General features: G+C 68.2%; 18 protein-coding genes. 10 read left to right on the top strand and 8 right to left on the bottom strand.

All coding sequences use genetic code 11. The features are described 5' to 3' along the window. Positions 1-76 precede the first annotated feature (76 nt). The 4 genes from pyk to V6Z91_RS25065 form a co-directional block, all read right to left on the bottom strand. Positions 77-1,495: a pyruvate kinase gene (gene pyk / locus V6Z91_RS25080; protein WP_338762663.1), complete on the bottom strand. Its 1,419-nt coding sequence runs from the start codon at positions 1,493-1,495 to the stop codon at positions 77-79. 2 nt (positions 1,496-1,497) lie between these two features. Beyond that, entirely contained in the window at positions 1,498-2,796 is a 1,299-nt protein-coding gene (locus V6Z91_RS25075; RefSeq protein ID WP_338762660.1) for a glycerate kinase, read from the bottom strand. 51 nt (positions 2,797-2,847) lie between these two features. Further along, on the bottom strand, positions 2,848-4,197 hold the full coding sequence (locus V6Z91_RS25070; RefSeq protein WP_338762657.1) for a dicarboxylate/amino acid:cation symporter: 1,350 nt from the start codon (positions 4,195-4,197) through the stop codon (positions 2,848-2,850). 199 nt (positions 4,198-4,396) lie between these two features. Continuing rightward, the gene (locus V6Z91_RS25065) at positions 4,397-5,485 is read right to left on the bottom strand and encodes a tartrate dehydrogenase (protein WP_338762654.1); all 1,089 of its coding nucleotides are present in this window, start codon (positions 5,483-5,485) and stop codon (positions 4,397-4,399) included. Positions 5,486-5,587: 102 nt separating this feature from the next. Here V6Z91_RS25065 and V6Z91_RS25060 point away from each other — a divergent pair, with 102 nt between their 5' ends. Further along, entirely contained in the window at positions 5,588-6,508 is a 921-nt protein-coding gene (locus tag V6Z91_RS25060) for a LysR family transcriptional regulator (protein ID WP_338762651.1), read from the top strand. A 3-nt stretch (positions 6,509-6,511) separates the two neighbouring features. Here the strand turns inward: V6Z91_RS25060 and V6Z91_RS25055 are convergent, their stop codons facing one another. Beyond that, positions 6,512-7,159 carry a PEP-CTERM sorting domain-containing protein gene (locus V6Z91_RS25055; protein WP_338762648.1) on the bottom strand — a complete coding sequence of 216 codons (648 nt, stop codon included), beginning with the start codon at positions 7,157-7,159 and terminating at the stop codon, positions 6,512-6,514. Positions 7,160-7,317: 158 nt separating this feature from the next. Continuing rightward, the gene (locus V6Z91_RS25050) at positions 7,318-8,193 is read right to left on the bottom strand and encodes a LysR family transcriptional regulator (RefSeq protein WP_338762646.1); all 876 of its coding nucleotides are present in this window, start codon (positions 8,191-8,193) and stop codon (positions 7,318-7,320) included. A 133-nt stretch (positions 8,194-8,326) separates the two neighbouring features. Between V6Z91_RS25050 and V6Z91_RS25045 the strand changes: the two genes are divergently transcribed. From V6Z91_RS25045 to V6Z91_RS25020, 6 genes are all read left to right on the top strand, one after another. Beyond that, positions 8,327-9,511, top strand: a complete 1,185-nt coding sequence (locus V6Z91_RS25045; protein WP_338762644.1) for an acyl-CoA dehydrogenase — start codon at positions 8,327-8,329, stop codon at positions 9,509-9,511. Between the two features lie 4 nt (positions 9,512-9,515). Beyond that, on the top strand, positions 9,516-10,715 hold the full coding sequence (locus tag V6Z91_RS25040; RefSeq protein WP_338762641.1) for a CaiB/BaiF CoA-transferase family protein: 1,200 nt from the start codon (positions 9,516-9,518) through the stop codon (positions 10,713-10,715). 203 nt (positions 10,716-10,918) lie between these two features. Continuing rightward, positions 10,919-11,182 (top strand): hypothetical protein, encoded by a 264-nt coding sequence (locus tag V6Z91_RS25035; RefSeq protein ID WP_338762638.1) that lies wholly within the window; start codon positions 10,919-10,921, stop codon positions 11,180-11,182. Further along, a complete protein-coding gene (locus V6Z91_RS25030; RefSeq protein ID WP_338762636.1) occupies positions 11,179-12,744 on the top strand; it encodes an MFS transporter in 1,566 nt (521 codons plus the stop codon). Before V6Z91_RS25035 ends, V6Z91_RS25030 begins: the two co-directional genes overlap by 4 nt. Positions 12,745-12,759: 15 nt before the next feature. Beyond that, complete coding sequence (locus V6Z91_RS25025; RefSeq protein WP_338762634.1) at positions 12,760-13,797, top strand: HlyD family secretion protein; 1,038 nt, start codon at positions 12,760-12,762, stop codon at positions 13,795-13,797. Between the two features lie 22 nt (positions 13,798-13,819). Beyond that, on the top strand, positions 13,820-14,452 hold the full coding sequence (locus V6Z91_RS25020; protein ID WP_338762632.1) for a TetR/AcrR family transcriptional regulator: 633 nt from the start codon (positions 13,820-13,822) through the stop codon (positions 14,450-14,452). Positions 14,453-14,593: 141 nt separating this feature from the next. On the opposite strand, the gene galB is transcribed toward V6Z91_RS25020, so the two are convergent. Next, the gene (gene galB, locus V6Z91_RS25015; RefSeq protein ID WP_338762630.1) at positions 14,594-17,113 is read right to left on the bottom strand and encodes a beta-galactosidase GalB; all 2,520 of its coding nucleotides are present in this window, start codon (positions 17,111-17,113) and stop codon (positions 14,594-14,596) included. 207 nt (positions 17,114-17,320) lie between these two features. On the opposite strand from galB, the gene V6Z91_RS25010 reads away from it, so the two are divergent. After that, positions 17,321-19,417, top strand: coding sequence for an ATP-binding protein (locus V6Z91_RS25010; protein WP_338762628.1), 2,097 nt, complete (start codon positions 17,321-17,323; stop codon positions 19,415-19,417). A 155-nt stretch (positions 19,418-19,572) separates the two neighbouring features. After that, the gene (locus tag V6Z91_RS25005; protein ID WP_338762626.1) at positions 19,573-21,654 is read left to right on the top strand and encodes a TonB-dependent receptor; all 2,082 of its coding nucleotides are present in this window, start codon (positions 19,573-19,575) and stop codon (positions 21,652-21,654) included. Between the two features lie 47 nt (positions 21,655-21,701). On the opposite strand, the gene V6Z91_RS25000 is transcribed toward V6Z91_RS25005, so the two are convergent. Then, positions 21,702-22,130: a transcriptional repressor gene (locus V6Z91_RS25000; RefSeq protein WP_338762624.1), complete on the bottom strand. Its 429-nt coding sequence runs from the start codon at positions 22,128-22,130 to the stop codon at positions 21,702-21,704. 207 nt (positions 22,131-22,337) lie between these two features. On the opposite strand from V6Z91_RS25000, the gene V6Z91_RS24995 reads away from it, so the two are divergent. Next, positions 22,338-23,594 (top strand): amidohydrolase, encoded by a 1,257-nt coding sequence (locus V6Z91_RS24995; protein WP_338772046.1) that lies wholly within the window; start codon positions 22,338-22,340, stop codon positions 23,592-23,594. Positions 23,595-23,835: the final 241 nt, after the last annotated feature.

Here is a 23,835-nt window from a genome sequence, read left to right as displayed (position 1 = left end):
GTAGCCGGGAAGACCGCCTCGGTCCAGGCAAGCCCGGGCGTCGACCGAGGGTCGGGTTCGTGTCTCTGCCGCCCCGTCAATCCACCTGCGCGATGCGCATCAGGTTCGTCGTGCCCGGCACCGCGAACGGCACGCCGGCGGAGATGACGATCGTATCGCCCGGCTGCGCCACGTCCTCGCGCCGCACCACCTCGCAGGCGCGCTCGCTCATCTCGGTCACGTCGTTCACCTCCGGGCACAGCACCGGGTGCACGCCCCAGGCGAGGGCGAGGCGCCGCGCCGTCGCGACGGAAGGCGTCATGCCCACGATCGGCGCGCGCGGCCGCTCGCGCGCCATGCGCAGCGCCGAGTAGCCGGAGCAGGTGTAGGCGACGACGGCGGCCACGCGCAGCGCCTCGGTAACGCTGCGCACGGCGATGCCGATGCCGTCGGAAGCCAGCGTGGCCGCCGCGCCGCCGGCGATTGCCAGTTCCTCGCGGTAGTACGGGTCCGCCTCCGTCTGCGCGATGATCGAGTTCATGATGCGCACCGCGTCGCGCGGGTACTGGCCGGATGCCGATTCGGCCGACAGCATCACGGCGTCGGCGCCGTCGTAGATGGCGGTGGCCACGTCCGACGCTTCGGCCCGGGTGGGAACCGGTGCCGACACCATCGATTCGAGCATCTGCGTGGCCACGATCACGGGCGTGCCCACCTTGCGGCAGGCACGCACGATGCGCTTCTGGATCGCCGGCACCTGTTCCGGCGGCATCTCCACGCCCAGGTCGCCGCGCGCGACCATCACCGCGTCGGCCTCCCCCACGATGGCATCGAGGCTGTGGATCGCGGCGGGCTTTTCCAGCTTGGCGACGATGCCCGCGTGGTGGCCGACGATCGCGCGGATCTCGGCGATGTCCTCGGGGCGCTGCACGAATGACAGGGCCACCCAGTCGATACCCAGCTTCAGGCCGAAGTCCAGGTCCTGCCGGTCCTTCTCGGTGAGGGCGGAGAGCGGCAGTACCACGCCCGGCACGTTGACGCCCTTGCGGTCGGACACGCGCCCGCCGGTCACCACCGTCGTTTCGGCGAAATCCGCCCCGCAGCGCTCGACCCGCAGCCGCACGCGCCCGTCGTCGATCAGCAGGTCGGTGCCGGGCACCAGCGCGGCGAAGATTTCCGGATGCGGCAGCGGCGCGCGTAGCTGGTCGCCCGGCCTGTCGCGGTCCAGGTCGAGGCGAAATGGCGCGCCCGCCTCGAGCACGACGGCGCCATCGGCGAAGGTGCCGAGGCGCAGCTTCGGTCCCTGCAGGTCGAGCAGCACGCCGATCGGGCGGCCCGTCTCCGCCTCGATGGCGCGGATCGTCTCCAGGCGCTGCCGGTGATCGGCATGACTGCCGTGGCTGAAGTTCAGGCGGAACACGTCCGCCCCGGCGGCGAACAGGGCGCGTATGGTCACCGGATCGGAGCTGGCCGGGCCGAGCGTGGCGACGATCTTGGCGTTGCGGTTGCGATGCATGCTTACTCCTGTTCTTTGTGCTGTCCCGTGCGCGCCGGCAGGACCAGCAGCGCGCGAAAATCGTTGACATTGGTGAGGGTGGGGCCGGTGACGACGCTGTCGCCCAGCGCGCCGAAGAAGCCGTGGCCGTCGTTGTCGTCCAGGCTGTCGTTCGGGCGCAGGCCGGCGGCCCAGGCCCGTTCCAGCGTGTCCGGGCCGATGACGGCACCGGCGATTTCCTCCTGGCCGTCCACGCCGTCCGTGTCGGCCGCCAGGCCGTACACGCCGGGTTCGCCGCGCAGCGCGAGCGCGCAGGACAGCAAGAATTCCACATTGCGCCCGCCGCGGCCCTTGCCGCGCACGGTCACCGTCGTTTCCCCACCGGACAGCAGCACGCACGGCGGGGCGAACGGCTGGCCGCGCCGCGCCGCCTGCAACGCGATGCCGGCCAGCACCTTGCCGACGTCGCGCGCTTCGCCTTCCAGGCTGTCGCCGAGGATGTGGGGGGCGATGCCGGCATCCCGCGCCACGCGGGCCGCCGCTTCCAGCGCCATCTGCGGCGTGGCGATCATGCGCACCTCGGCGCGCGCCAGCCGCGGGTCGCCCGGCTTGACCGATTCGCCGCGGCCGCTGCGCAGCACGTCCATCACGCGCTCGGGCAGCGCGATGCCGTAGCGGCGGACGATGGCCAGCGCATCCTCGCAGGTGCCGGGATCGGCCACGGTCGGGCCGGAAGCGATGTCGCGCGGGTCGTCGCCGGGTACGTCCGAGATCAGGAGCGTCACCACCTTCGCCGGGTGGCAGGCGGCACCCAGCCTGCCTCCCTTGATGGCCGAGAGGTGCTGCCGCACGCAGTTCATTTCACTGATCGTGGCGCCGGACTTGAGCAGAGCCGCATTGACCTGCTGCTTGTCTTCCAGCGTGATGCCCTCGAGCGGCAGCGGCAGCAGCGAGGAGCCGCCGCCCGAGATCAGGCACAGTACCGTGTCGTCTTCCGACAGGCCCCGCACCAGGTCCAGCATGCGCCGGGCCGCCCCGTGGCCGGCGGCGTCCGGCACCGGGTGCGCGGCTTCGACGATCTCGATCCGCTCGCACGGCACCGCATAGCCGTAGCGCGTGACGACCAGGCCTTCCAGCGGGCCGCTCCAGTTGCGCTCGACGGCCCGGGCCATCTCGGCCGACGCCTTGCCGGCGCCGATCACGATCGTCCGGCCCTTCGGCGGTTCCGGCAGCAGGCCGGGAATGCACAATGCCGGCTGGGAGGCGGCAATCGCCGCGTCGAGCATGCGCCGCAGCAGCGCGCGCGCGTCGGTGTCCTTCATCCGCGTCTCCATGGTTCTCTTTATATGGATAGTATAGGGGCATACTACCGGTCAGGCCGATGCCTTGTGAACCTGCACGAGCTCCGGTGCGCTCCCTTGCGCATGGTCGTCCTGCTCGTACAGCGCGCGCAGCTCTTCGGCGGACGATTTGCCGTCCAGCACGCGGTCCATCTGCTTGCGGTCCAGCGCACCCACCCACTGGGCGATGGCCATCGTGCCCACGGCATTGCCGATCGTGTTCGTGATGGCGCGCGCCTCGGACATGAAGCGGTCCACGCCCAGCAGCAGCACCATGCCCTCGACGGGAATCTTGCCCATCGAGGCCAGCGTGGCCGCCAGCGTGATGAAGCCGGAACCGGTCACGCCCGCCGAACCTTTCGAGGTGACCATGAGCACGCCCAGCACCACCAGCTGGTCCGTCAGGGACAACGGCGTGTTGGTGGCCTGGGCGATGAAGATCGCCGCCATCGTGTAGTAGATGCACTGGCCGTCGGGGTTGAACGTGACGCCGGAGGGTATCACCAGGCCCACGACGGGCTTGGACACGCCCACGTGCTCCAGCTTGCGCATCAGCTGGGGCACCACGGACTCGGAAGAGCTGGTGCCCAGCACCGTGAACAGCTCTTCCTTGATATAGCGGAGAAACTTCCACAGGCTGAAGCCGGCCAGGCGCGCCACCAGGCCCAGCACCGCCACCACGAAGGCCACGCAGGTCAGGTACATGCAGGCCATCAGGTAGCCCAGCGAGACCAGCGAACCGAGCCCGTACTTGCCGACCGTGAAGCCGATCGCGCCGAACGCGGCCAACGGCGCCACGCGCATGATCATGCCGACCACGATGAACATGCTGTTGCTGAACGCTTCCAGGAAGTCGACGACCGGTTTCGCGCGCTGGCCCATGTGCGACAGCGCCACGCCGAACATCGTGGCAAAGACGAGGATCTGCAGGATATCGTTCTTGGCCAGCGCGTCGATCACGCTGGTGGGGATCATGTGCAGCAGGAAATCGACGAAGCCGCCGGAGTGGCCAGCGGCGGCGGTGTAGTTCTTGATGCCGGAAGTGTCCAGTGCGGCGACGTCGACGTTCATGCCCACGCCCGGCTTGGCAAGGTTGACCACGACGAGACCGAGCGCCAGCGCGAAGGTGGACATGATCTCGAAGTAGATGAGCGCGCGGGCGCCCACGCGCCCCAGTTCCTTCATATTGTCCATCTTGGCGATGCCCAATACCACCATCGCGAAGATCACGGGCGCGAACACCATCTTGATCAGCCGGATGAACGCATCGCCCAGCGGCTTCAGGTCGGCCGCGAAGTGCGGGTACAGCACGCCGAGGATGCCGCCGGCAAGCACGCCGATCAGGACCTGGAGGTACAGCTTTCCAAAGAATCGTTTTGACATGGGTGTCTCCTATTGTGGGGTGCTGCGACGCGCTGTTCCCGCCGTGCTCTTGGCGGCCGGTCGGGAACTGCGGACTTAGAGCGCCTAACAAAACCCCCATGGCTGCGTTGCAGCGTCTCGCCGTACAGGTGTACTGTCTTCGACGCCGCGCCTTGCCCTGCGGGTTTTGTTAGGCGCTCTTAGGCAAGCTTAGGCAAGCTTAGGCAGCCTTGCGGTCCTCATCCTGCGACAGGAACGCGCACACCGCCCGCGTCACGTCCGCCGTCGTGGCCTTGCCACCCAGGTCGCCCGTGTGCAAGGCCCCGTTGGCGGTGACGTGCTCGATGGCGGCCATCACCCGTGCCGCGGCTTCGTGCTCGCCCAGGTGTTCGAGCAGCATGACCACCGACCAGAACGTGGCCACCGGATTGGCGAGGCCCTTGCCCATGATGTCGAAGGCGGAGCCGTGGATCGGTTCGAACATCGACGGGTAGCGGCGTTCCGGGTCGATGTTGCCGGTGGGGGCGATCCCCAGGCTGCCGGCCAGCGCGGCCGCCAGGTCCGACAGGATGTCGGCGTGCAGGTTGGTGGCCACGATCGTGTCCAGCGTGGCGGGGCGGTTCACCATGCGGGCGGTGGCGGCATCGACCAGTTCCTTGTCCCATTTCACGTCCGGGAATTCCTTCGATACCTGGAGCGCGATCTCGTCCCACATCACCATGGCATGGCGCTGCGCGTTGCTCTTCGTGATCACGGTCAGCTGCTTGCGGGGGCGCGACTGGGCCAGCCGGAACGCGAAGCGCAGGATGCGCTCGACGCCCACGCGGGTCATCACCGACACGTCGGTCGCGGCTTCGATCGGGTGGCCCTGGTGCACGCGGCCACCGACGCCCGAGTACTCGCCCTCGGAGTTTTCACGCACGATCACCCAGTTCAGGTCTTCCGGGGCGCAGCGCTTGAGCGGCGCGTCGATGCCCGGCAGGATGCGCGTCGGGCGCACGTTGGCGTACTGGTCGAAGCCCTGGCAGATCTTCAGGCGCAGGCCCCACAGCGTGATGTGGTCGGGAATATCCGGGTCGCCGGCGGAACCGAACAGGATCGCATCCTTGCCGCGCAGCGCGTCGAGGCCGTTCCCCGGCATCATCACGCCGTGCTGGCGGTAATAGTCGCCGCCCCAGTCGAAGTCCTCGAATTCGAACTTGAACGAGCCCGAGCCGGCCGCCAGCGTGGCCAGCACTTCGCGGCCGGCCGGCACGACTTCCTTGCCGATGCCGTCGCCGGGAATGGTTGCGATCTGGTACGTCTTCATGGTGTCTCCTGGTGAATGGATTGAAAGTGAGGCTACTGTAGCGGGTGGACCGGCGCGAAAATCGCGGCTAAACTCAATCCGTTGTTAACCTGGAGGTTGAGAATGGAAGTGGGATTGCAGCCGGCGGAATTGACGTTCGTGGTGACCCTGGCCACCAGCGGCAGCCTGAGCGCGGCCGCGCGCGAGATGGGCATCACCACCTCGGCAGTCAGCAAGCGGCTGGCGCTGCTGGAGGGGCGCATCGGCGTGCCGCTGGTGAACCGCACCACGCGGCGCATGAGTCTCACGCCGGAAGGGGAAGTGCTGCTGGAGCATGCCCAGCGCATCCTGCAGGAGATCGCCGACCTGGAGCAGATGCTCACGAAGTCGAAGGGCACGCCGAAAGGGCAGTTGCGCGTGAATGCCACGCTGGGCTTCGGCAGGCTGCACATCGCCCCGGCAATCTCGCAGTACGTGCTGCGCTACCCGGAGGTGGACGTGCAGCTGCAACTGTCGGTCGACCCGCCCCCGCTGGCCGACGACCAGTTCGATGTCTGCATCCGCTTCGGGGCGCCGGCCGATACGCGCGTGATCGCCCGGCGTCTGGCGGCCAACCGCCGCCTGCTGTGCGCCTCGCCGAAATACCTGGCACGGCATGGGGAACCGAAGACGCCGGCGGAGCTGGGGCGGCACAACTGCATCGCCATCCGGCAGGGCGACGAGGCCTACGGTGTGTGGAGGCTGTTCAGCGGCAGGGATGCCGAACGCGATGCGACCGCCGTGAAAGTACGCGGCAACCTGACGACGAACGATGGCGAGATCGCCGTGAACTGGGCGCTGGACGGGCACGGCATCCTGATGCGCGCCGAGTGGGATATCGAACGTTACCTGCACAGCGGGCGGCTGGTGCAGGTGCTGCCGGGCTACCGCACGCCGGATGCGGACGTGTATGCGGTGTATCCGCACCGGCATCAGCTGTCGGCGCGGATCAGGACGTTCGTGGATTTCCTGGTGGGGAGGTTTGAACGGTTCGACGCGCAGTGAAACTTACGCGCGGCGCCAGCGCTTCGTCATCGCGAGCGCGGCCAGGCCGAGGCCCAGCATGGCGTAGGTGGAGGGCTCGGGCACCGGGGGCGGCAGGTCGGACAGCGTCAGCGACGTGATCGTGGCCTCGGCATTCACGGAGTCGAAATCGGCGCCGCGCAGGAAGTTGTACGAGACCGACGCATACTCGAAGGCGTTCAAGTCCAGGCTCGCCGGCAGCGCGGTGCCGGACAGCGCCGTGCCATCGAAGTCGCTGAAGTAGAAGCTGCCGGTTTCCAGGTCGGCATCGGCATCGTAGGTGACGAGCTGCACCGAATCGCTGCCTGCGCCAGGCTGGGAATCCAGCACAAAGACCTGTGGCAGGGGCTCGACCAGCTTCGAGTCGAACAGCAGGCCGGTGCTCGTGTCCTGGATGAACGAGGCGACATAGCCGAACGACTGATCGGTGTCGTAGAAGAAGGCACCGGTCCACGTATCGCCGAGCGAGATCGTGGGACCGGCCAGGCTGCTGGAGTCGACGTCCTCGTAGGTGACGGCTCCCCTGACTTCGTGCATCCGGGTGACAGTGGCGGTGAATTGATACTGGACGATGGCGGCGTGGGCGGGGACCGCCGCGACAGCGGCCAGGACGAGTGCAGCAAATACGCGCATGGTGCAGCTCCCGAGGTTGAAAATTGCATTATTTGCATCGGTCGCACCCGGCGTCAACGATTTCATGCGTGGCAATCCGATCGTCGGACCGGCCCGGTAATTCCGCCGTGTGCGTATCGGGTGCAGATGCCTCGCCACATTACTGTGGCGTCCAAGCATCACCCCCCGGCCACGACCTGGCGCGCCAGCCAGTCCCGGAACGCGGCCAGCGGCGGATAGTCCGCCTTGCGCTCCGGGTACAACAGCCGGTACGACCGGTCGCTGCGGTAGCTGTGTGCCGTGACCGTGGCGAGCACGCCGCGCGCCAGCTCATCCTCGACCAGCATGCGCGGCACCAGCCCGATTCCCATGCCGTGCACGGCCGCCTCCGCCACCATCGAGAACAGTTCGAAGCGCGGGCCGGCCATGTCGCGTTCCACGATCAAGCCGAGGGAGCGGAACCACTCGCGCCACAGGTAGGGACGTGTCCCGATCTGAAGCAGTCGCTGCGCCTGCCACTCATGCGCATTGCGCAGCGTCGGGCTGCACACGGCAACGAGGTCCTCATGCATGAGCAGGATGCCTTCGGTGCCGGGCCAGAACGCCTCGCCGGCATGGATGGCCGCATCGAACGGCGTTTCGTCGAACAGGAAGGGGCGGGCACGGGCGGACAGGTTGACCGTGATGCCCGGATGGCGCGAGAGGAAATCCGGCAGCCGCGGCAGCAGCCACTTGGTGGCGAAGGTGGGCACCACCCCCAACTCGAGCGTGCCGCCGCTACTACCGCCGGCCATCAGTTCCACCGTGTCGCGTTCCACGTCGTCCAGCCGCGCCGTCACCTTGCGGCTGTAGGCCAGGCCGGCCTCGGTGAGCGCGACGCCGCGTCGCCCCCTGCGGAACAGTTTCACGCCGAGGAAATCCTCGAGGGCGCCAATCTGGCGGCAGATGGCGCTTTGCGTGACGGCCAGCTCGTCGGCCGCTTTCGTGAAGCTCTGGTGGCGCGCCGCCGATTCGAAGGCGGCGAGGGCGAGCGTGGAGGGGATTTTTCGGCGCATATCATCAAAAAAAGCGTCAATCAAAAGCGTCCCGGAGTGCGTAAAGCGCACAGTTCAGTGCGAATAAAACGTTTGCCGCACGATTGGCGCGATTGTACATTGCAGGAATGTCCAACCTGCCCGAGATGATGAAATGAATTCCAAGCACAAGACTGCCTTCCATTGGGACGATCCGTTGCTGCTCAACCAGCAGCTCACCGACGAGGAGCGCATGGTGCGCGATTCCGCCGCCACTTATTGCCAGGACCGGCTGGCGCCGCGCGTGCTGGAAGCGTTCCGCAACGAGAAGACCGATGTCGAGATCTTCCGCGAAATGGGCGAGCTGGGCCTGCTGGGCGTGACGATTCCGGAGACCTATGGCGGTGCCGGCCTGAACTACGTCAGCTATGGGCTGGTGGCGCGCGAGGTGGAGCGCGTCGATTCCGGCTACCGCTCGATGATGAGCGTGCAATCCTCGCTGGTGATGGTGCCGATCTTCGAATTCGGCAATGAGCCGACGAAGCTGAAATACCTGCCGAAGCTGGCCAGCGGCGAGTGGATCGGGTGCTTCGGCCTGACGGAGCCGAACCACGGGTCCGACCCGGGCAGCATGATCACCCGCGCGAAGAAGGTCGACGGCGGCTACCGGCTCACCGGCAGCAAGATGTGGATCACCAACAGCCCGGTCGCCGACGTGTTCGTGGTATGGGCCAAGGACGACGAGGGCGCGATCCGCGGCTTCGTGCTGGAGAAGGGCTGGCAGGGCCTGTCCGCGCCGGCGATCCACGGCAAGGTGGGCTTGCGTGCCTCGATCACGGGCGAGATCGTGATGGACGAGGTGTTCTGCCCCGAGGAAAACGCATTCCCCGAGGTGCGCGGCCTGAAGGGCCCGTTCACCTGCCTGAACAGCGCCCGCTACGGCATCGCCTGGGGCGCGCTGGGGGCCGCCGAGGATTGCTGGCACCGCGCCCGCCAGTACGTACTGGACCGCAAGCAGTTCGGCAAGCCGCTCGCGGCGAACCAGCTGGTGCAGAAGAAGCTGGCCGACATGCAGACGGAAATCACGCTGGGCCTGCAAGGCTGCCTGCGCCTGGGCCGCATGAAGGACGAGGGCACCGCCGCCGTCGAGATCACCTCGATCATGAAGCGCAATTCCTGCGGCAAGGCGTTGGACATCGCGCGCCTGGCGCGCGACATGATGGGCGGAAACGGCATCAGCGACGAATTCGGCGTCGCGCGCCACCTCGTCAACCTGGAGGTGGTGAATACCTACGAAGGCACGCACGACATCCACGCGCTGATCCTCGGCCGCGCGATGACGGGCATCGCGGCCTTCTGACGCCATGGCGGGCACTGTGAACAAGGGCGCGCTGGCGGGCCTGAAGGTGCTCGACCTGTCGCGCGTGCTGGCCGGGCCGTGGGCCGGCCAGCTGCTGGCGGACCTGGGCGCCGACGTGGTGAAGGTCGAACGGCCCGGCAGCGGCGACGATACGCGGGCCTGGGGGCCGCCGTGGCTGGCCGACGGGGAAGGCCAGCCCACCGGCGAGTCGGCCTACTACCTGAGCGCCAACCGCAACAAGCGGTCGGTGGCGATCGATATCGCCACGCCGGAAGGCCAGGCGCTCGTGCGCCGCCTGGCGGAGCGGGCCGATGTGGTGCTGGAAAACTTCAAGGTCGGCGGGCTGAAACAATACGGGCTCGATTACGCGAGCCTGCAGCCGGTCAATCCGCGGCTGATCTACTGTTCCATCACGGGCTTCGGGCAGGACGGCCCCTACGCGCAGCGCGCCGGCTACGACTTCCTGATCCAGGGCATGGGCGGGCTGATGAGCCTGACCGGGCGCCCGGACGGCGAGCCGGGCGGCGGCCCGATGAAAGTGGGCGTGGCGCTGACCGATGTGATGACGGGGCTGTACGCGTCGAACGCCGTGCTGGCCGCGCTGGCGTACCGCGAACGCACCGGCGAAGGTCAGCATATCGACCTGGCGCTGCTGGACGTGCAGGTCGCGGTGCTGGCGAACCAGGCGTCGAACTACCTGGTCGGCGGCAAGGCGCCAGGCCGGATGGGCAACGCGCACCCGAACATCGTGCCCTACCAGGAGTTCGCCACGGCCGATGGCTACATGATCGTCGCCGTCGGCAACGATGGGCAATTCCGCAAGCTGTGCGAGGTGCTGGGCCGGCCCGAGTGGGGCAGCGACGAACGGTTCGCCACGAACCCCCAGCGCGTGCGGCACCGCGCGGAACTGGTCGGGGACATGCACCGCATCACCGTCACGCGCACGACAGCCGAGTGGGTGGCGCTGATGGAGGGCGCCGGCGTGCCCTGCGGCCCGATCAACACCGTGGACAAGGTGTTCGACGACCCGCAGGTGCAGGCGCGCGGCCTGCGCATCGAGATGCCGCACCCCGTCGCCGGCACCGTGCCGCTGGTGGCGAACCCGATCCGCCTGTCCGCCACCCCCGTCGCCTACCACCGGCCGCCACCGCTGCTGGGCGAGCATACCGAGGAGGTATTGGCCGACTGGCTGGAGAACCGGTGACTGGAGAACCGGTGACTGGAGAACCGGTGACAGGCACCGGTTTCCGCTTCGCCTCCGACCCGTCTGGTGTCGGACATTTTTTCCGGGGCATCATCCCCGTCTGGTGTACGACACCGATCCCGGGTGCTTCATAAGTAAAATACCGCTTGAACTTCAGATACCGGTCAGTATAATTGATGCCTTTCATCAATTCCTGACCGCCAATGCCCGACTGGCACCCCTCCGACGAATTCGAGCTGCCCCTGTGGGTATGCGATCTCGACGACGCGATCTACAGCGTGGCGCACCGCCGCCTGTGCGTCTGGCCGGACGAGTTCGACGGCCGCTGGCACTGGGAAATCCAGACCTATGAGACAGGCGGCGTAGCCGACAGCGGCATCTGCGCCACGCTGGAGGAGGCCAGGCACGCCGCGGTCGCGGCCGCACGCCGGCTGGCCGTCGACGCGAAGCGGACGGATCGACGATGACCGCGCAACTGTCCGCGGCGGCCCCGGCATCCCCGGCGGCGCCCGTTTCCGCCCCCGCCGTCCATCCGTTCGGCCCGCGCCTGCTGACCGGTGTCGTCGGCGTTTTCGTGGCCGCGATGATGTCCGGCCTGAACAGCCGCATCGGCACCCTGGCGCTGGGCGATATCCGCGCCGTGTACGGCATGGGCGTCGATGACGGCAGCTGGATCTCGAGCCTGTATGCCGCCTTCGAGCTGGCGGCGATGCCGTTCTCGGCATGGTTCGCCATCACGTTCTCGTTCCGCCGCTACCACATGGCCGTGGTGGCGATCTTTACCTCGCTGGGCTTGCTCACGCCGCTGGCGCCCGATACCACCACGCTGTTGCTGTTGCGCTGCCTGCAAGGCTTTTTCGGCGGCCTGCTGATCCCGGTGCTGATGGCCGCGGCGCTGCGCTTCTTTCCCACCCCGATCCGGCTGTACGGCCTGGCGCTGTATGCGATGACGGCGACGTTCGCGCCGAACGTCGCCACCTGGCTGTCCGCCACGTGGACCGATGGCGTGATGGACTGGCGCCTGATGTTCTGGCAGACCGTGCCGATGGCGCTGTTTTCGCTGGCCGCGGTCGGGTGGGGCATCCCGCAGGACCCGGTGCGGCTGGAGCGCTTCAGGCAGATCGACCTGCCCGGCCTCGTGACGGGCCTGGCGGGCCTCGTCATGATCGGCATCGGCCTGACGCAGGGCGAGCGGCTGGACTGGTTCAACAGCGCTCTGGTGTGCCGGCTGTTCGGCGGCGGCCTGGCGCTGCTGGCGATCTTCCTGGTCTGCGAGTGGTTTCACCCCATGCCCTTCATCAAGCTGCAACTGCTGCACCGGCGCAACCTCGGCCTGGGCTTCACGGTCTTCGTCGGCATGCTGGTCGTGCTGCTTTCCGGCTCCCTGCTGCCGGCCGACTACCTGGGCCACGCCTGGCATTTCCGCACGCCGCAGCTGGCCGTGATCGGCTTGCAGGTAGGCCTGCCGCAGTTCATCCTGGGCCCGATGGTGTCGTGGCTGCTATACAAGAAATGGATCGATGCGCGCCACGTGTTCGTGGTGGGCCTGCTGCTGATCGCCTGCGCCTGCTGGGTGGCCTCGCGCGTGACGCCCGAATGGATGGCGGCCGAATTCGCGTTGGCGCAGGCGCTGCACGCGTTCGGCCAGCCCATGGCGGTCATTGCGCTGCTGTTCCTGGCCACCAGCGTGGTCCAGCCGATGGAGGGGCCGCAGGTCTCCGGCATCGTCAACACGCTGCGCGCCTTCGGCACCATGTTCGGCAGCGCGCTCGTCGGCCGCCTGCTGGCCGTGCGCGAAGCCACCCATGCCAATGTGCTGCTCGACGGCGCGGCCAATATGCGGCGCAGCGCCGGGGCGGTGCAGCCAGGCGAGCTGGCCGGCCTGGCCGACCGCGTCTCGCACCAGGCCTTCGTGCTGTCGATCGCCGACGGCTACCTCGTGCTGGGCGGGCTGGCGCTGGCCTTGATTCCGCTGGTGCTGTCGCTGCAATACATTGCGCCGCCGGCGCTGGCGCCCAAAAAACAATAGCTTTTCGAGGATACGATGTCCCTTCCCAACTCCGCAAAGATCGTGATCGGCCTGCTGGTGGCCGCCCTGGCGGCCGGCAGCGCCTGGTCGTTGACCCATACCGAAGGCGGCGCGACCCGCCAGAGCACGGATGACGCCTACGTGACGGCCGACTTCACGCTGGTGGCGCCGCAGGTGGCCGGCAAGGTGGTCGACGTGCTGGTCGAGGATCACCAGGCCGTGCGCAAGGGCCAGCTGCTGGCCCGCATCGACGACCGCGACTTCGTGGCGGCCGTGGACATGGCGCGCGCCGACCTGGCGAAGGCCGAGGCCGACCTCGTGCGCGCCCGCGCCGCCATCGCGCAGCAGGGCAGCACGATCAGGCGCGCCGCCGCCGCGATCGACGCCGGGGCGGCCACGCTGAAGTATGCCAAGGCCAACGCGCAGCGCTACCGCGACCTGGCGTCGGACGGTTCCGCGTCGGTGCAGGACCGCCAGCAGGCCGAGTCGCAGACCGATGCCGCCGCCGCCAACCACGCGGCCGACGTCGCCGCGCTGGCCGCCGCGAAGCAGGAACTGGCCGTGCTGGGCGCCCAGGTGGAACAGGCCGACGCCCAGGTGGCGCGCGCCCGGGCCGCGCTGGCGGCGGCGGAGCTGAACCTGTCGTACACGCGCATCGAGGCGCCGATCGACGGCGTGGTGGGCCAGCGCGCCGTGCGCGTGGGGGCCTATGCACAGGTGGGCGCCGCGCTGCTCGCGATCGTGCCGCTGCAGCAGGCGTATATCGAAGCAAACTTCCGCGAAACCCAGCTGGCCCACGTGCGCGCCGGCCAGCGCGTTACAATCGCGGTCGACATGCTGCCGGGCACCACGCTGACCGGCCATGTCGCCAGCCTCGCCCCCGCCAGCAGCGTGTCGTTCTCGCCGATCGCGCCGGACAATGCCACCGGCAACTTCACGAAGGTGGTGCAGCGGCTGCCCGTGAAGATCGTCATCGATCCGGGCCAGCGTGCCGCGCAACTGCTGAAGGTGGGCATGTCCGTCACGCCGACCGTGCTGGTCGACGCGGGCTGAGGCAGCTCACGAAACGAGGACCATGACCGACAGCATCGACAACGCCATCACGGCCCCGCGGCCCGCGCGCCTCACGCGCGAACAAAGCCGCGCCCGCACCCGCGAGCGCCTGCTGGCCTCGGCCGCGGTGGTGTTTACACGCGAGGGCTATGCCGGCGCGTCGATCGACCGCATCGCCGAGGAAGCCGGATATTCGAAGGGCGCCATGTATTCGAACTTCGCGTCGAAGGATGAGCTGTTCTTCGCCATGTTCGACTTCTACGCGCTGCGGGCGGCCAATGAGCTGTGCCAGCGCCTGGACGCGGTGGATGGCCCGGATGCCGTCATCGACACGGTCTGCGCCTGGGCCGACGGCTTGCGCCACGAGCCCGACCTGCGCCTGCTTGTGGTCGACATGGCCCGGCTGGCCCGTGCCGACGCGAGGGTGGCCGCGCGCCACACGAAGATGTTCGACGACGAGTGGCGCCAGGTGGGTTCGCGGCTCGTGAAGATATTCCCCGGCGGGCAGTCGCCCGTGCCGGTGCTGCGGCTCGGGGCGCTGGTGATGGATATCGCCTACGGGAACGCGACCCAGCTGCATGCCGGGTTGACGGCCGGTGACCTGATCGGGCTGGCGTTGCGGGCCCTGCGCGACGCTTACGGGCGAGGAAACTAGCAGCGCTCGCGTACTCGGTGTCGGACACCGGCTTTTCGCTGCCGGAGTTCGTTGCCTCGCGAGAAAACCGGTGTCGGACAGCATTTCCCCTCGGGAAATGCTGTCCGACACCTGGAGTAGTAGCGGCGCGTGCCGCCTTGCTTACTTGTCGCGGCTCTCCAGCGTCACCTGCGCGCTTTGCAACCCGTCGGCAGTCGCCGTCAACACCATCTTCCCGGCCTGTCCGGCCCTGGTGCGCACGATGGCGAGGGCCAGCCCGTTGAATGCCTTGCGCTCGGGCGACTGGAACGACTCGAAGCTCGTGGGATCGCCGTTGTCGGTCGCGACGATTTCGCCGGGGCCCGACAGCGTGAAGCTGATACGGTTCGACGTGCGCGGCACCGGCCGGCCATCCTTGTCGGCGATCGTCACGGTGACGAAGGACAGGTCGTCGCCATCGGCGCGCAGCGTGGCGCGGTCCGCCGACAGTTGCAGCCGTGCCGCCGGCCCGGCGGTGTGCACGGTATCCTCCGCCCAGCGCTTGCCATCCTTGTACGTCACCGCCTGCAAGGTGCCGGGCTGGTACACCACGTCGTCCCAGCGCAGCCGGTAGTCGCGCGGGCCGCGCTTCTTGCGGCCCAGGGAACGGCCGTTGAGGAACAGCTCGGCCTCGTCGCCGGACGTGTACAGGTGCACCGGCGTCACCTGGCCCACGCGCTCCGGCCAGGTCCAGTGGGGCAGCAGGTGCGCCATCGGCAGCTCCGGGCGCCAGCGCGCCTGGTAGATGTAGAAGCGGTCCTTCTTGAAGCCGGCGAGGTCGACGATGCCGAAGTAGGAGCTGCGCGACGGCACGGCAATCTTCTTCAGGTCCTGCAATTGCTGCGCCATGCGCTGCTGTTGCGCCGGGTCCGTGAAATTGAGCAGGTTCGTCGTGTCGCTGTTGTAGGGCGTGGGTTCGCCCAGGTAGTCGAAGCCCGTCCACACGAATTCGCCGGCCACGAACGCGTTGTCGTCCTGCCCGCGGAACTCGGCGTCTGGCGGGGTGGCCCAGGGCGGCGCGGAGAGGTCGTAGCTGCTGACGTGGAAGTTGGCCAGCCCCTTGGACTTGTCGTCGCTGACGGGGAAGAAGTACTCGCCGCGCGAACTGACCGTCGATGCCGTCTCGCTGCCCAGCAGCGGAACGTGCGGCGCGTGCTCGTGGAACTTGCCGTATTCCTGCGGCTTGTAGTTGTAGCCGAACACGTCGACGGCGTTCTGGAAGCCGTTGTAGGCCGAGCCGACATGGTTGAACGCGGCCGTGGTCGGGCGGGTGCGGTCCTCGCCGCGGGCAATCTCCGAGAGGTGCGCCGCCACCTTCCAGCCTTCGCGCGCCCCCTGTTCGACGATCTCGTTGCCGATGCTCCAGGCGATCACGCTGGGGTGGTTGCGGTCGCGCCGGATCATGCCGCGCAAGTCCTTTTCGTGCCACTCCTTGTAGTGCAGGTGGTAGTCGTTCGGGTTCTTCTTCTCGCCCCAAATGTCGAATGCCTCGGCCACCACCACGAAGCCCACGCGGTCGGCCAGGTCGAGCAGCTCCGGCGCCGGCGGGTTATGGCTGGTGCGGATGGCGTTCACGCCCATCTCGCGCAGGATCTCGAGCTGGCGTTCCAGCGCGCGCACATTGATGGCCGCGCCCAGCGCGCCCAGGTCGTGGTGCTGGCACACGCCGTTGATCGGCAGGCGGGTGCCGTTCAGCAGGAAGCCGCGCCTGGCGTCGAAGGCGATGGTGCGGATGCCGAACGGCGTCTCGACCACGTCGACCACGCGGCCCCTGGCCGTGACCGTGGTGACGGCCACGTAGCGCCGCGGCGTGGCGGGGCTCCACAGGCGCGGATTGGGCACGATCAGGGCCTGGCTCGCCTGGGCCTGGCGGTCGGCCGGCGCCCAGACGGGCGACGACGCTTCCTTGCGCGCCACCGGCGTGCCGGTGCGGCGCCCGGTCTCGTCCAGCAAGTAGATGTCGGTCGCGATGCGCACGTCGGTCTGCGGGCCGTGGTTGTCGACAGTGACCTCGACATTCACGGTGGCCGATTCCTTCGTCACCTGCGGCGTGGTCACGAAGGTGCCGTACTGCGCCACGTGCACGGGCGCCGTCTTCACCAGCCACACATTGCGGTAGATGCCGCCGCCCGGATACCAGCGCGACGAGGCTTCCGGATTGTCCAGGCGGATGGCGAGCACGTTGTCGCCGCCCGGTTTCACGTATGGCGTGAGGTCCACGCGCCAGGAGGCATACCCATACGGCCAGCCGCCGACATTGCGGCCATTGATCCATACCTGCGCGTTCGACATCGCCCCGTCGACATCGAGGTAGATGCGGCGCCCCGCGTCGGCGGCCGGCAGCGTGAAGTGCTTGCGGTACCACGCCTTGCCCCACCATGGCAGCTTGCCCGTGTCGTTCGGGTACTCCTGCCGGAACGGGCCCTCGATGCCCCAGTCGTGCGGCAGGCGGAGCGGGCGCCACGTCTTGTCGTCGAAGTCCGGCTGCGCGAAGGTCTCGCCGGGTTCCCACGTGCCCGCGGCGAGCTTGTGGAAGCGCCAGTCTGTGTTGAAGGAGATCCGTTCCCGGACCGGGGTTTCGGCGGCGTGGGCGGAAAGGGCGACTACGCCGCAGGCGAGGAGGGGAAGGAGGTGTCTCGGCATTGCACGTTGTTCTTATGATGGGGAAGCAAAAAGTCTAGCCGGGAATGCAACGCCGTTGTTATTCCAATTATGGTCCGCGCTATCCGGAAGTGGCATAGCGCCAGGGCTGGGCACCAGCCCGGCTGTCCCGGACAAGAGGCCGACGTCTTGTCGGACGGCATGGTATCGTTGCGCCATCCTGTCCCCCGTCCATTGCCGTTCCCGCCCATGCCACATCTTCACCCTTCCGCAGTTTCGGCCATCCCCCCATTCGACTGGGGGGCGACGCCGTTCGGCGATGCCGCCACGTGGCCGCGGGCGCTGCGCACGGCGGCCGGCATGGTGCTGCATTCGCTGCAGCCGATGAGCGTGATGTGGGGGAGCGAGCTGCGCCTGCTGTTCAACGACGGCTACCGCACCTTGCTGGGCGGGCGCGCCAACGAGGCCGGCGGCATGATGGGCCAGCCGTTCCGCGCCGTGTGGCCGGAGCTGGCCGACGTGGTCGGCCCCGTGTTCGACGCGGCCCTGCGCGGCCACGCCACCGGCGCCCTGGAAGACCAGCCCTTCACCGTGCTGCGCAACGGCTACCCGGAGCAGGTCCATGTCTCGTTCTTCACGAGTCCCATCCATGACGACGCGGGCGCCATCGCCGGACTGCTGCTGACCTGCGTGGAAACGACCGCCAGGGTCGCCTCGCGCCATGAGCGCGACGCGGCGATGGAGCGGCTGCGCCTGCTGGACGAGATCGGCGAGGCCACCCGGGTGGCCAGCGATCCGCGCGCCATCATGAGCGAAGCCACGCGGCTGCTGGGCGAGCACCTGCGCGTCACGCGGGTTGCCTATGCCGACCTGGAGCCGGACAACGACCGGTTCACGATCCGGCACGACTGGCGCGTGCCCGGCGCGATCAGCACGGTGGGCGTGTATTCGCTCGACCTGTTCGGCTCGCAGGCCACGTCGAACCTGCGCGTGGGCCGCACGCTCGTCATCAACGATGTGGACGGGGAGCTGGCCCCGGGCGATGGCGACGGCATGTTCAACAGCATCGGCATCAAGGCCATCATCTGCTGCCCGCTGGTGAAGGGCGGCCACCTGGTGGCGATGATGGCCGTGCACCAGGAGCACCCGCGCCGCTGGACGTCGCAGGAGCTGGCGCTGGTCGAAGCCGTGGTGGAACGCTGCTGGGCGCACATCGAGCGCGTGCGGTCGGTGGATGCGCTGCGCGAGGCGGACCGGCACAAGTCCGAGTTCCTGGCCGTGCTGGCCCACGAACTGCGCAATCCGCTGGCGCCGATCCGCAACGGCCTGGAGCTGCTGCGCCTCTCCGCCGGCAGCCCGGAGGCGGTGGCAAAAGTGAGCGGCATGATGGACCGCCAGCTGAGTCACATGACGCACCTGATCAACGACCTGCTCGACATTGCCCGCGTATCGAGCGGGAAGATCGTGCTGCATCGGGAAGTGGCGGACCTGAACGGCATCGTGGCCACGGCCATCGAGGCGAGCATGCCCGCGCTCGAGGCGGCGGGCCACGACCTGGCGGTCGACCTGCCCGAGGGTCCGCTGCCGGTGGAGGCCGATCCCGTCCGCATCGCCCAGGTGATCGGCAACCTGTTGACGAACGCGGCGAAGTACACGCCGCGGCACGGCAAGATCCGCGTCACCGCGTGGGCGGAGGAGGGCATGGCTGTCGTCGCCGTGGCGGACAACGGTATCGGCATCGCCGCCGAGTCCCTCGATGCCGTGTTCGACATGTTCACGCAGGTGGCGCGGCACGTGGAGCGCTCCAACGGCGGCCTGGGCATCGGTCTTTCGCTGGTGCGGCGGTTGCTTGACCTGCACGGCGGCAGCGTGACGGCCGCGAGCGCCGGTCCGGGGCAGGGCAGCACGTTCACGGTCCGCCTGCCGCTGGCGGCGGCCGTGCGGCAGTCCGGCCCGGCACGCGCGGCATCGGCGCCAGCCCCCAGCCGGCGCCTGCGCGTGTTGATCGCGGACGACAACGTCGATGCCGCCCATTCGCTGGCCGACCTGCTGGCACTGGAAGGGCACGATACGCGCGTGGCGGCCGACGGGCCGGGCGCGCTCGCGCTCGCCGAGGCCTTCCGGCCGGAAGTGGTGTTCCTCGATATCGGCATGCCCGGGATGGATGGCTACGAGACCGCGCGGCGCCTGCGCCAGCTGCCGGGCCTTGCCGCCGTGCCGCTGGCCGCGCTCACCGGCTGGGGCGCGGCGGAAGACCGCGCGCGCACGCGCGCCGCAGGCTTCGATCACCACCTGCTCAAGCCCGCCGTGCCGGCCGAGGTGGATGCGGTGCTGGCCACCGCCTGAATCCGCCGGTTCGGCGGCGGGCGGCGACCGCCGCGCGCATGCAATTTCGTCACTTACCCTCTATTAATGATAATGACTTATCATTATAATCTGTGGCCTGTGCCGCCGGCATGCCCGGTGGCGCGCATGACACCACTACAGAGAGGATTGCATTCATGTCTTACACACGCACCCCGCTGGCGCTGGCCATCGCGCTGGCCTTTGCGCAGTTCACCGGTTTTGCATCGACCGCCCAAGCCCAGGGGCAGGGGCCCCGCCACGGCGGCGATCCGGACAGCATTCCCACCGTGCTGGTGTCCGCCAGCGCGCTGGGTATTCTGTCGGACGACATGATCACGCCGGCCACCACGCTCTCCGGCGACGAACTCGTGCGGGTGCGCGAATCGACACTGGGCGAGACGCTGGGCCGCCTGCCGGGCATCACGTCCAGCCACTTCGGCGCCGGTGCCAGCCGGCCCGTGATCCGCGGCATGGATGGCCCGCGCGTGAAGATCCTGGCCGACGGCGCGGAAGTACAGGATGCGTCGACGATCAGTCCCGATCACGCGGTGGGCTTCGAGCCGCTGCTGGCCGAGCGCATCGAAGTGCTGCGTGGGCCGTCGGCGCTGGCCTATGGCGGCGGCGCCGTGGGCGGCGTGGTCAATATCATCGACCGCAAGATTCCCACCAGCCTGCCGGGCAAGCAGGTGGAAGGCAGCGCCGAGGTGCGGGCCAGCTCGGCCGCGCGGGAAAAGGCGGGAGCCTTCGAGATGACGGCAAAGGCGGGCAGCGTGGCCTTCCATGCCGAAGGCGTGAAGCGCGACGCCAACGATTACCGCGTCGGCGAGGACTGGAGCGAGGGCCGCCGCGTGGGCGGCAGCTACAAGGACACGGAATCGGGCACCGTGGGCTTGTCGTGGATCGGTGCGCGCGGCTACCTGGGCGCGGCGTACACGAAGGAACGTACCGAGTACGGCATTCCCGGCCACAACCACGAATTCGAGGGCTGCCACCCGCACGGCGATCACCTGCACTGCGGCAGCCACGAGGAAGAAGAAGGCGACGAGCACGACCACGGCCACGAGCACGAGGAAGGCGCCATCCCCTACGTGAAGCTGGACAGCGACCGCTGGGACGTGCGCGGCGAATACCGCGACCCGTTTGCCGGCTTCTCGAAGGTGCGCCTGCGTGCCTCGTACACGGACTACCGCCACGACGAGATCGAGGGCGCCGAAGTCGCCACCACGTTCACCAGCAAGGCGCACGATGCGCGCCTGGAATTCGAACACCAGCCGGTGGGCGGCTGGCGCGGCGTGGTCGGTCTGCAAACCACGCGGCGCGACTTCGCGGCCCTGGGCGAGGAAGCCTATGTGCCGGCCACGGTGACGAAGAAGCACGCCGCCTTCGCGACGGAGGAATACCGGATCGCCGACTGGCGCTTCGAGGCTGGCCTGCGCCATGAATGGCAGGACATCGAAGTCGACGGCGCGCGCGACCGCGATCGCGACGCTCGCGGCACCTCGTTCGCGCTCGGCGCTGTGTGGAAATTCGCGCCGCAGTACTCGCTGCGCGCCGCCGTGTCGCGCAGCCACCGGCTGCCCAGCGCGGAAGAGCTGTATGCCGACGGCATCCACCTCGCCACCAGCACCTGGGAAGTCGGCAACGAGAACCTGACGAAGGAAACCTCGAACAATGTCGACATCACGCTGCGCAAGTTCGCCGGCCCCACCACGTTCTCCGTGAGCGCGTTCCGCAACCGCATCGACAACTATATCTACGCGCGCACGCTGGACAACCACGAAGGCTTCCAGCTGGTGGACTATGCGCAGCAGGACGCCACCTTCACCGGCATCGAGGGCGAGGTGCGGCAGGAACTGACGGCGAACCTGGAAGCCACGCTGTTCGGCGACTACGTGCGCGCCAGACTGCGCGACGGCGGCGGCAATATTCCCCGCATCCCGGCGGGGCGCATCGGCGTGAAGCTCGATGGCGAATGGCGCGGCTGGCACGGCATGGTCGAGGCCTACCGCGTCGCCACGCAGGACGACCTGGCATCGTACGAGTCGCGCACGGACGGCTACAACATGCTGAACCTGGGTACGCACTACAACACCCGGATCGCCGGCCAGCCTGTGCAATTCTATGCGCGGTTGAACAATGTGACGGACGAACTGGCGTTCAGCCACACCTCGTTCATCAAGGCAGCCGCGCCGCTGCCGGGGCGGAACCTGACGGCGGGGGTGCGGGTGACGTTCTGACCTGACCCACGGGCTACGCCTTCGGGCTGATCGCCGTCACGAGGTATTCAATGCTTGTGCGGGCGCGCGGGCCGCTTGGCGGCCGGCGCGCCCTTGCGCTTGGCGGCGCACTCGGCGCATTCGCCGTACAGCGTGAGCTCGTGGCGGTCGATCGTGAAGCCTTCCGGCGCCAGGTCGTCCATCTGGCCCGGGCAGCCTTCCACCTCGAACACGCGGTCGCAGGGGATGCAGTGGAAGTGGTGGTGGTGATGGTGGGCCAGATGCGCCGTTTCGTAGCGCGGGTTCTCGCCCGGCAGCGTGACGGTCTGGATCTCGCCTTCGCCCAGCAGCAGCTTCAGGTTGCGGTAGATGGTCGCGATGCCGATTTCAGGAACGGTCACGCGCACGGCGTCGTGGATTTCCTGGGGGCTGAGCGGTCGCGCGGCGGCTTCGATCGCCGCGCGAATCGCGGTGCGCTGGCGGGTTGAGCGTTCCATGGCGATGCGTTTCGGGTAAAGCGTCATTATCCCACAACCGCGGCTGCAATAGCGCGAGGGCGCGGCGCCGCACTGGCGGGCGTGTCCCCGGCCATATTGTCGGCTATAGTTGGCGTTCCGGCACCATGCCGCCACCGGGAGACCCGCTTGAAATCCACGTTCGCCCTATGCGCGCTCGCCGCCGCGCTGTCCTGCCCTGTCGCCGCGCTGGCCCAGCCGGCCGCCCCGCTGAAGGGCGATGTGCGCGCGCGCGTCGACGCCATGTATCCCTGGCTCGACGGCATCTACAAGGACCTGCATGCCCACCCGGAGCTGGCGTTCCAGGAAGTGCGCACCGCCGGCAAGCTGGCCGCCGAGATGCGCAAGCTGGGTTTCGAGGTGACGGAAAAGGTGGGCAGGACGGGCATCGTGGCCGTGCTGCGCAATGGCGCCGGCCCCACGGTACTGGTGCGCACGGACCTCGACGGCTTGCCGATGGAAGAGAAGACGGGGCTGCCGTACGCCAGCCGCGCCAGGGCGCAGAGCGACGGGCGCGAAACCTACGTCATGCACAGCTGCGGGCACGACGTGCACATGGCCAGCTGGCTGGGGACGGCGCGCACGCTGGTGGAGCTGAAGCAGCGCTGGCAGGGTACCCTGGTCTTCATCGGCCAGCCGGCCGAGGAAATCACGTCCGGCGCGAAGGCGATGCTGGACGACGGCCTGTTCAAGCGCTTCCCCCGGCCCGACCACGCGTTCGCGCTGCATACCTGGCCGCTGGCGCACGGCACGGTGGGCTTCGAGGAGGGACCGGTGTCCTCCAATTCCGACGGACTGGACATCGTGTTCAAGGGCCGCGGCGGCCACGGCTCGGCGCCGGACAAGACCGTGGACCCCGTCACCATCGCCGCCCGCTTCGTGGTCGACGTGCAGACCGTCATCAGCCGCGAGAAGGATCCCAAGGAATTCGGCGTGGTGACGATCGGCGCGATCAATGGCGGCACGGTCGGCAATATCATCCCGGACAGCGTGGAAGTGCACGGCACCATCCGTTCCTACAGCCCCCAGGTGCGCGAAAAATTGCTGGACGGCGTGCGCCGCGTGGCCAACGCCTCGGCCGCCATGGCCGGCGCGCCGGCGCCCGACGTGAAGCTGAGAGCCGGCGGCCAGGCCATCGTCAACAACGCGGCGCTGGTGCGCAGCACGGAAGCCGTGTTCAAGGACGCGTTCGGCGACGCGAATGCGCAGCGCATGCCGGCGATGACGGCCAGCGAGGATTTCTCGCTGTTCGTCAACCAGGGCATCCCGTCGATGTTCTTCTTCACGGGCGTGTACGATCCGAAGGACGTGGCCGAGGCGCAGCGGCCGGGCGGCAAGCCGGTGGCGTTCAACCATTCGCCGTTCTATGCGCCGGTGCCGGAGCCGTCGATCAAGACGGCGGCGGTGGCGATGAGTCTCGCGGTGCTGGGGGTGGTGGGCAGATAGGAAAGGCAGAGCAGCTGGTGTCGGACATTTTTTCCGGGTGCTTCATCCGGAAAAAGTGTGCGGAAGGAGTGATGGCATGCATGCCATCACCGCTTGGCAGGCGCGGAGCATGCTCCGCGAAATCCCTGCCAAGCCACCGGTTTTCCCTTGAGGTCGCGACTGGCGGTAAGGAAAACCGGTGTCGTACACCATTTCCGATGGAAATGGTGTACGACACCAACGCTCAATGGCTAACGCTCAA

It is taken from the genome of Massilia sp. METH4 (assembly GCF_037094685.1).
Classification (GTDB): Bacteria; Pseudomonadota; Gammaproteobacteria; order Burkholderiales; family Burkholderiaceae_D; genus Rugamonas.
The sequence above is the reverse complement of the archived record's forward strand: the minus strand, read 5'-3'. Positions and strand labels throughout refer to the sequence as shown.

What these genes read in the sequence shown, in the direction of transcription:
- V6Z91_RS25075 (WP_338762660.1), bottom strand. Translation starts at nt 2,796, where the DNA reads ATGAAGGACACCGACGCGCGCGCGCTGCTGCGGCGCATGCTCGACGCG.
- V6Z91_RS25030 (WP_338762636.1), top strand. Translation starts at nt 11,179, where the DNA reads ATGACCGCGCAACTGTCCGCGGCGGCCCCGGCATCCCCGGCGGCGCCC.
- V6Z91_RS25025 (WP_338762634.1), top strand. Translation starts at nt 12,760, where the DNA reads ATGTCCCTTCCCAACTCCGCAAAGATCGTGATCGGCCTGCTGGTGGCC.
- V6Z91_RS25070 (WP_338762657.1), bottom strand. Translation starts at nt 4,197, where the DNA reads ATGTCAAAACGATTCTTTGGAAAGCTGTACCTCCAGGTCCTGATCGGC.
- V6Z91_RS25045 (WP_338762644.1), top strand. Translation starts at nt 8,327, where the DNA reads ATGAATTCCAAGCACAAGACTGCCTTCCATTGGGACGATCCGTTGCTG.
- V6Z91_RS25065 (WP_338762654.1), bottom strand. Translation starts at nt 5,485, where the DNA reads ATGAAGACGTACCAGATCGCAACCATTCCCGGCGACGGCATCGGCAAG.
- V6Z91_RS25035 (WP_338762638.1), top strand. Translation starts at nt 10,919, where the DNA reads ATGCCCGACTGGCACCCCTCCGACGAATTCGAGCTGCCCCTGTGGGTA.
- V6Z91_RS25000 (WP_338762624.1), bottom strand. Translation starts at nt 22,130, where the DNA reads ATGGAACGCTCAACCCGCCAGCGCACCGCGATTCGCGCGGCGATCGAA.
- pyk (WP_338762663.1), bottom strand. Translation starts at nt 1,495, where the DNA reads ATGCATCGCAACCGCAACGCCAAGATCGTCGCCACGCTCGGCCCGGCC.
- V6Z91_RS25060 (WP_338762651.1), top strand. Translation starts at nt 5,588, where the DNA reads ATGGAAGTGGGATTGCAGCCGGCGGAATTGACGTTCGTGGTGACCCTG.
- V6Z91_RS25005 (WP_338762626.1), top strand. Translation starts at nt 19,573, where the DNA reads ATGTCTTACACACGCACCCCGCTGGCGCTGGCCATCGCGCTGGCCTTT.
- V6Z91_RS25020 (WP_338762632.1), top strand. Translation starts at nt 13,820, where the DNA reads ATGACCGACAGCATCGACAACGCCATCACGGCCCCGCGGCCCGCGCGC.
- V6Z91_RS25040 (WP_338762641.1), top strand. Translation starts at nt 9,516, where the DNA reads ATGGCGGGCACTGTGAACAAGGGCGCGCTGGCGGGCCTGAAGGTGCTC.
- V6Z91_RS25010 (WP_338762628.1), top strand. Translation starts at nt 17,321, where the DNA reads ATGCCACATCTTCACCCTTCCGCAGTTTCGGCCATCCCCCCATTCGAC.
- V6Z91_RS25050 (WP_338762646.1), bottom strand. Translation starts at nt 8,193, where the DNA reads ATGCGCCGAAAAATCCCCTCCACGCTCGCCCTCGCCGCCTTCGAATCG.
- galB (WP_338762630.1), bottom strand. Translation starts at nt 17,113, where the DNA reads ATGCCGAGACACCTCCTTCCCCTCCTCGCCTGCGGCGTAGTCGCCCTT.
- V6Z91_RS25055 (WP_338762648.1), bottom strand. Translation starts at nt 7,159, where the DNA reads ATGCGCGTATTTGCTGCACTCGTCCTGGCCGCTGTCGCGGCGGTCCCC.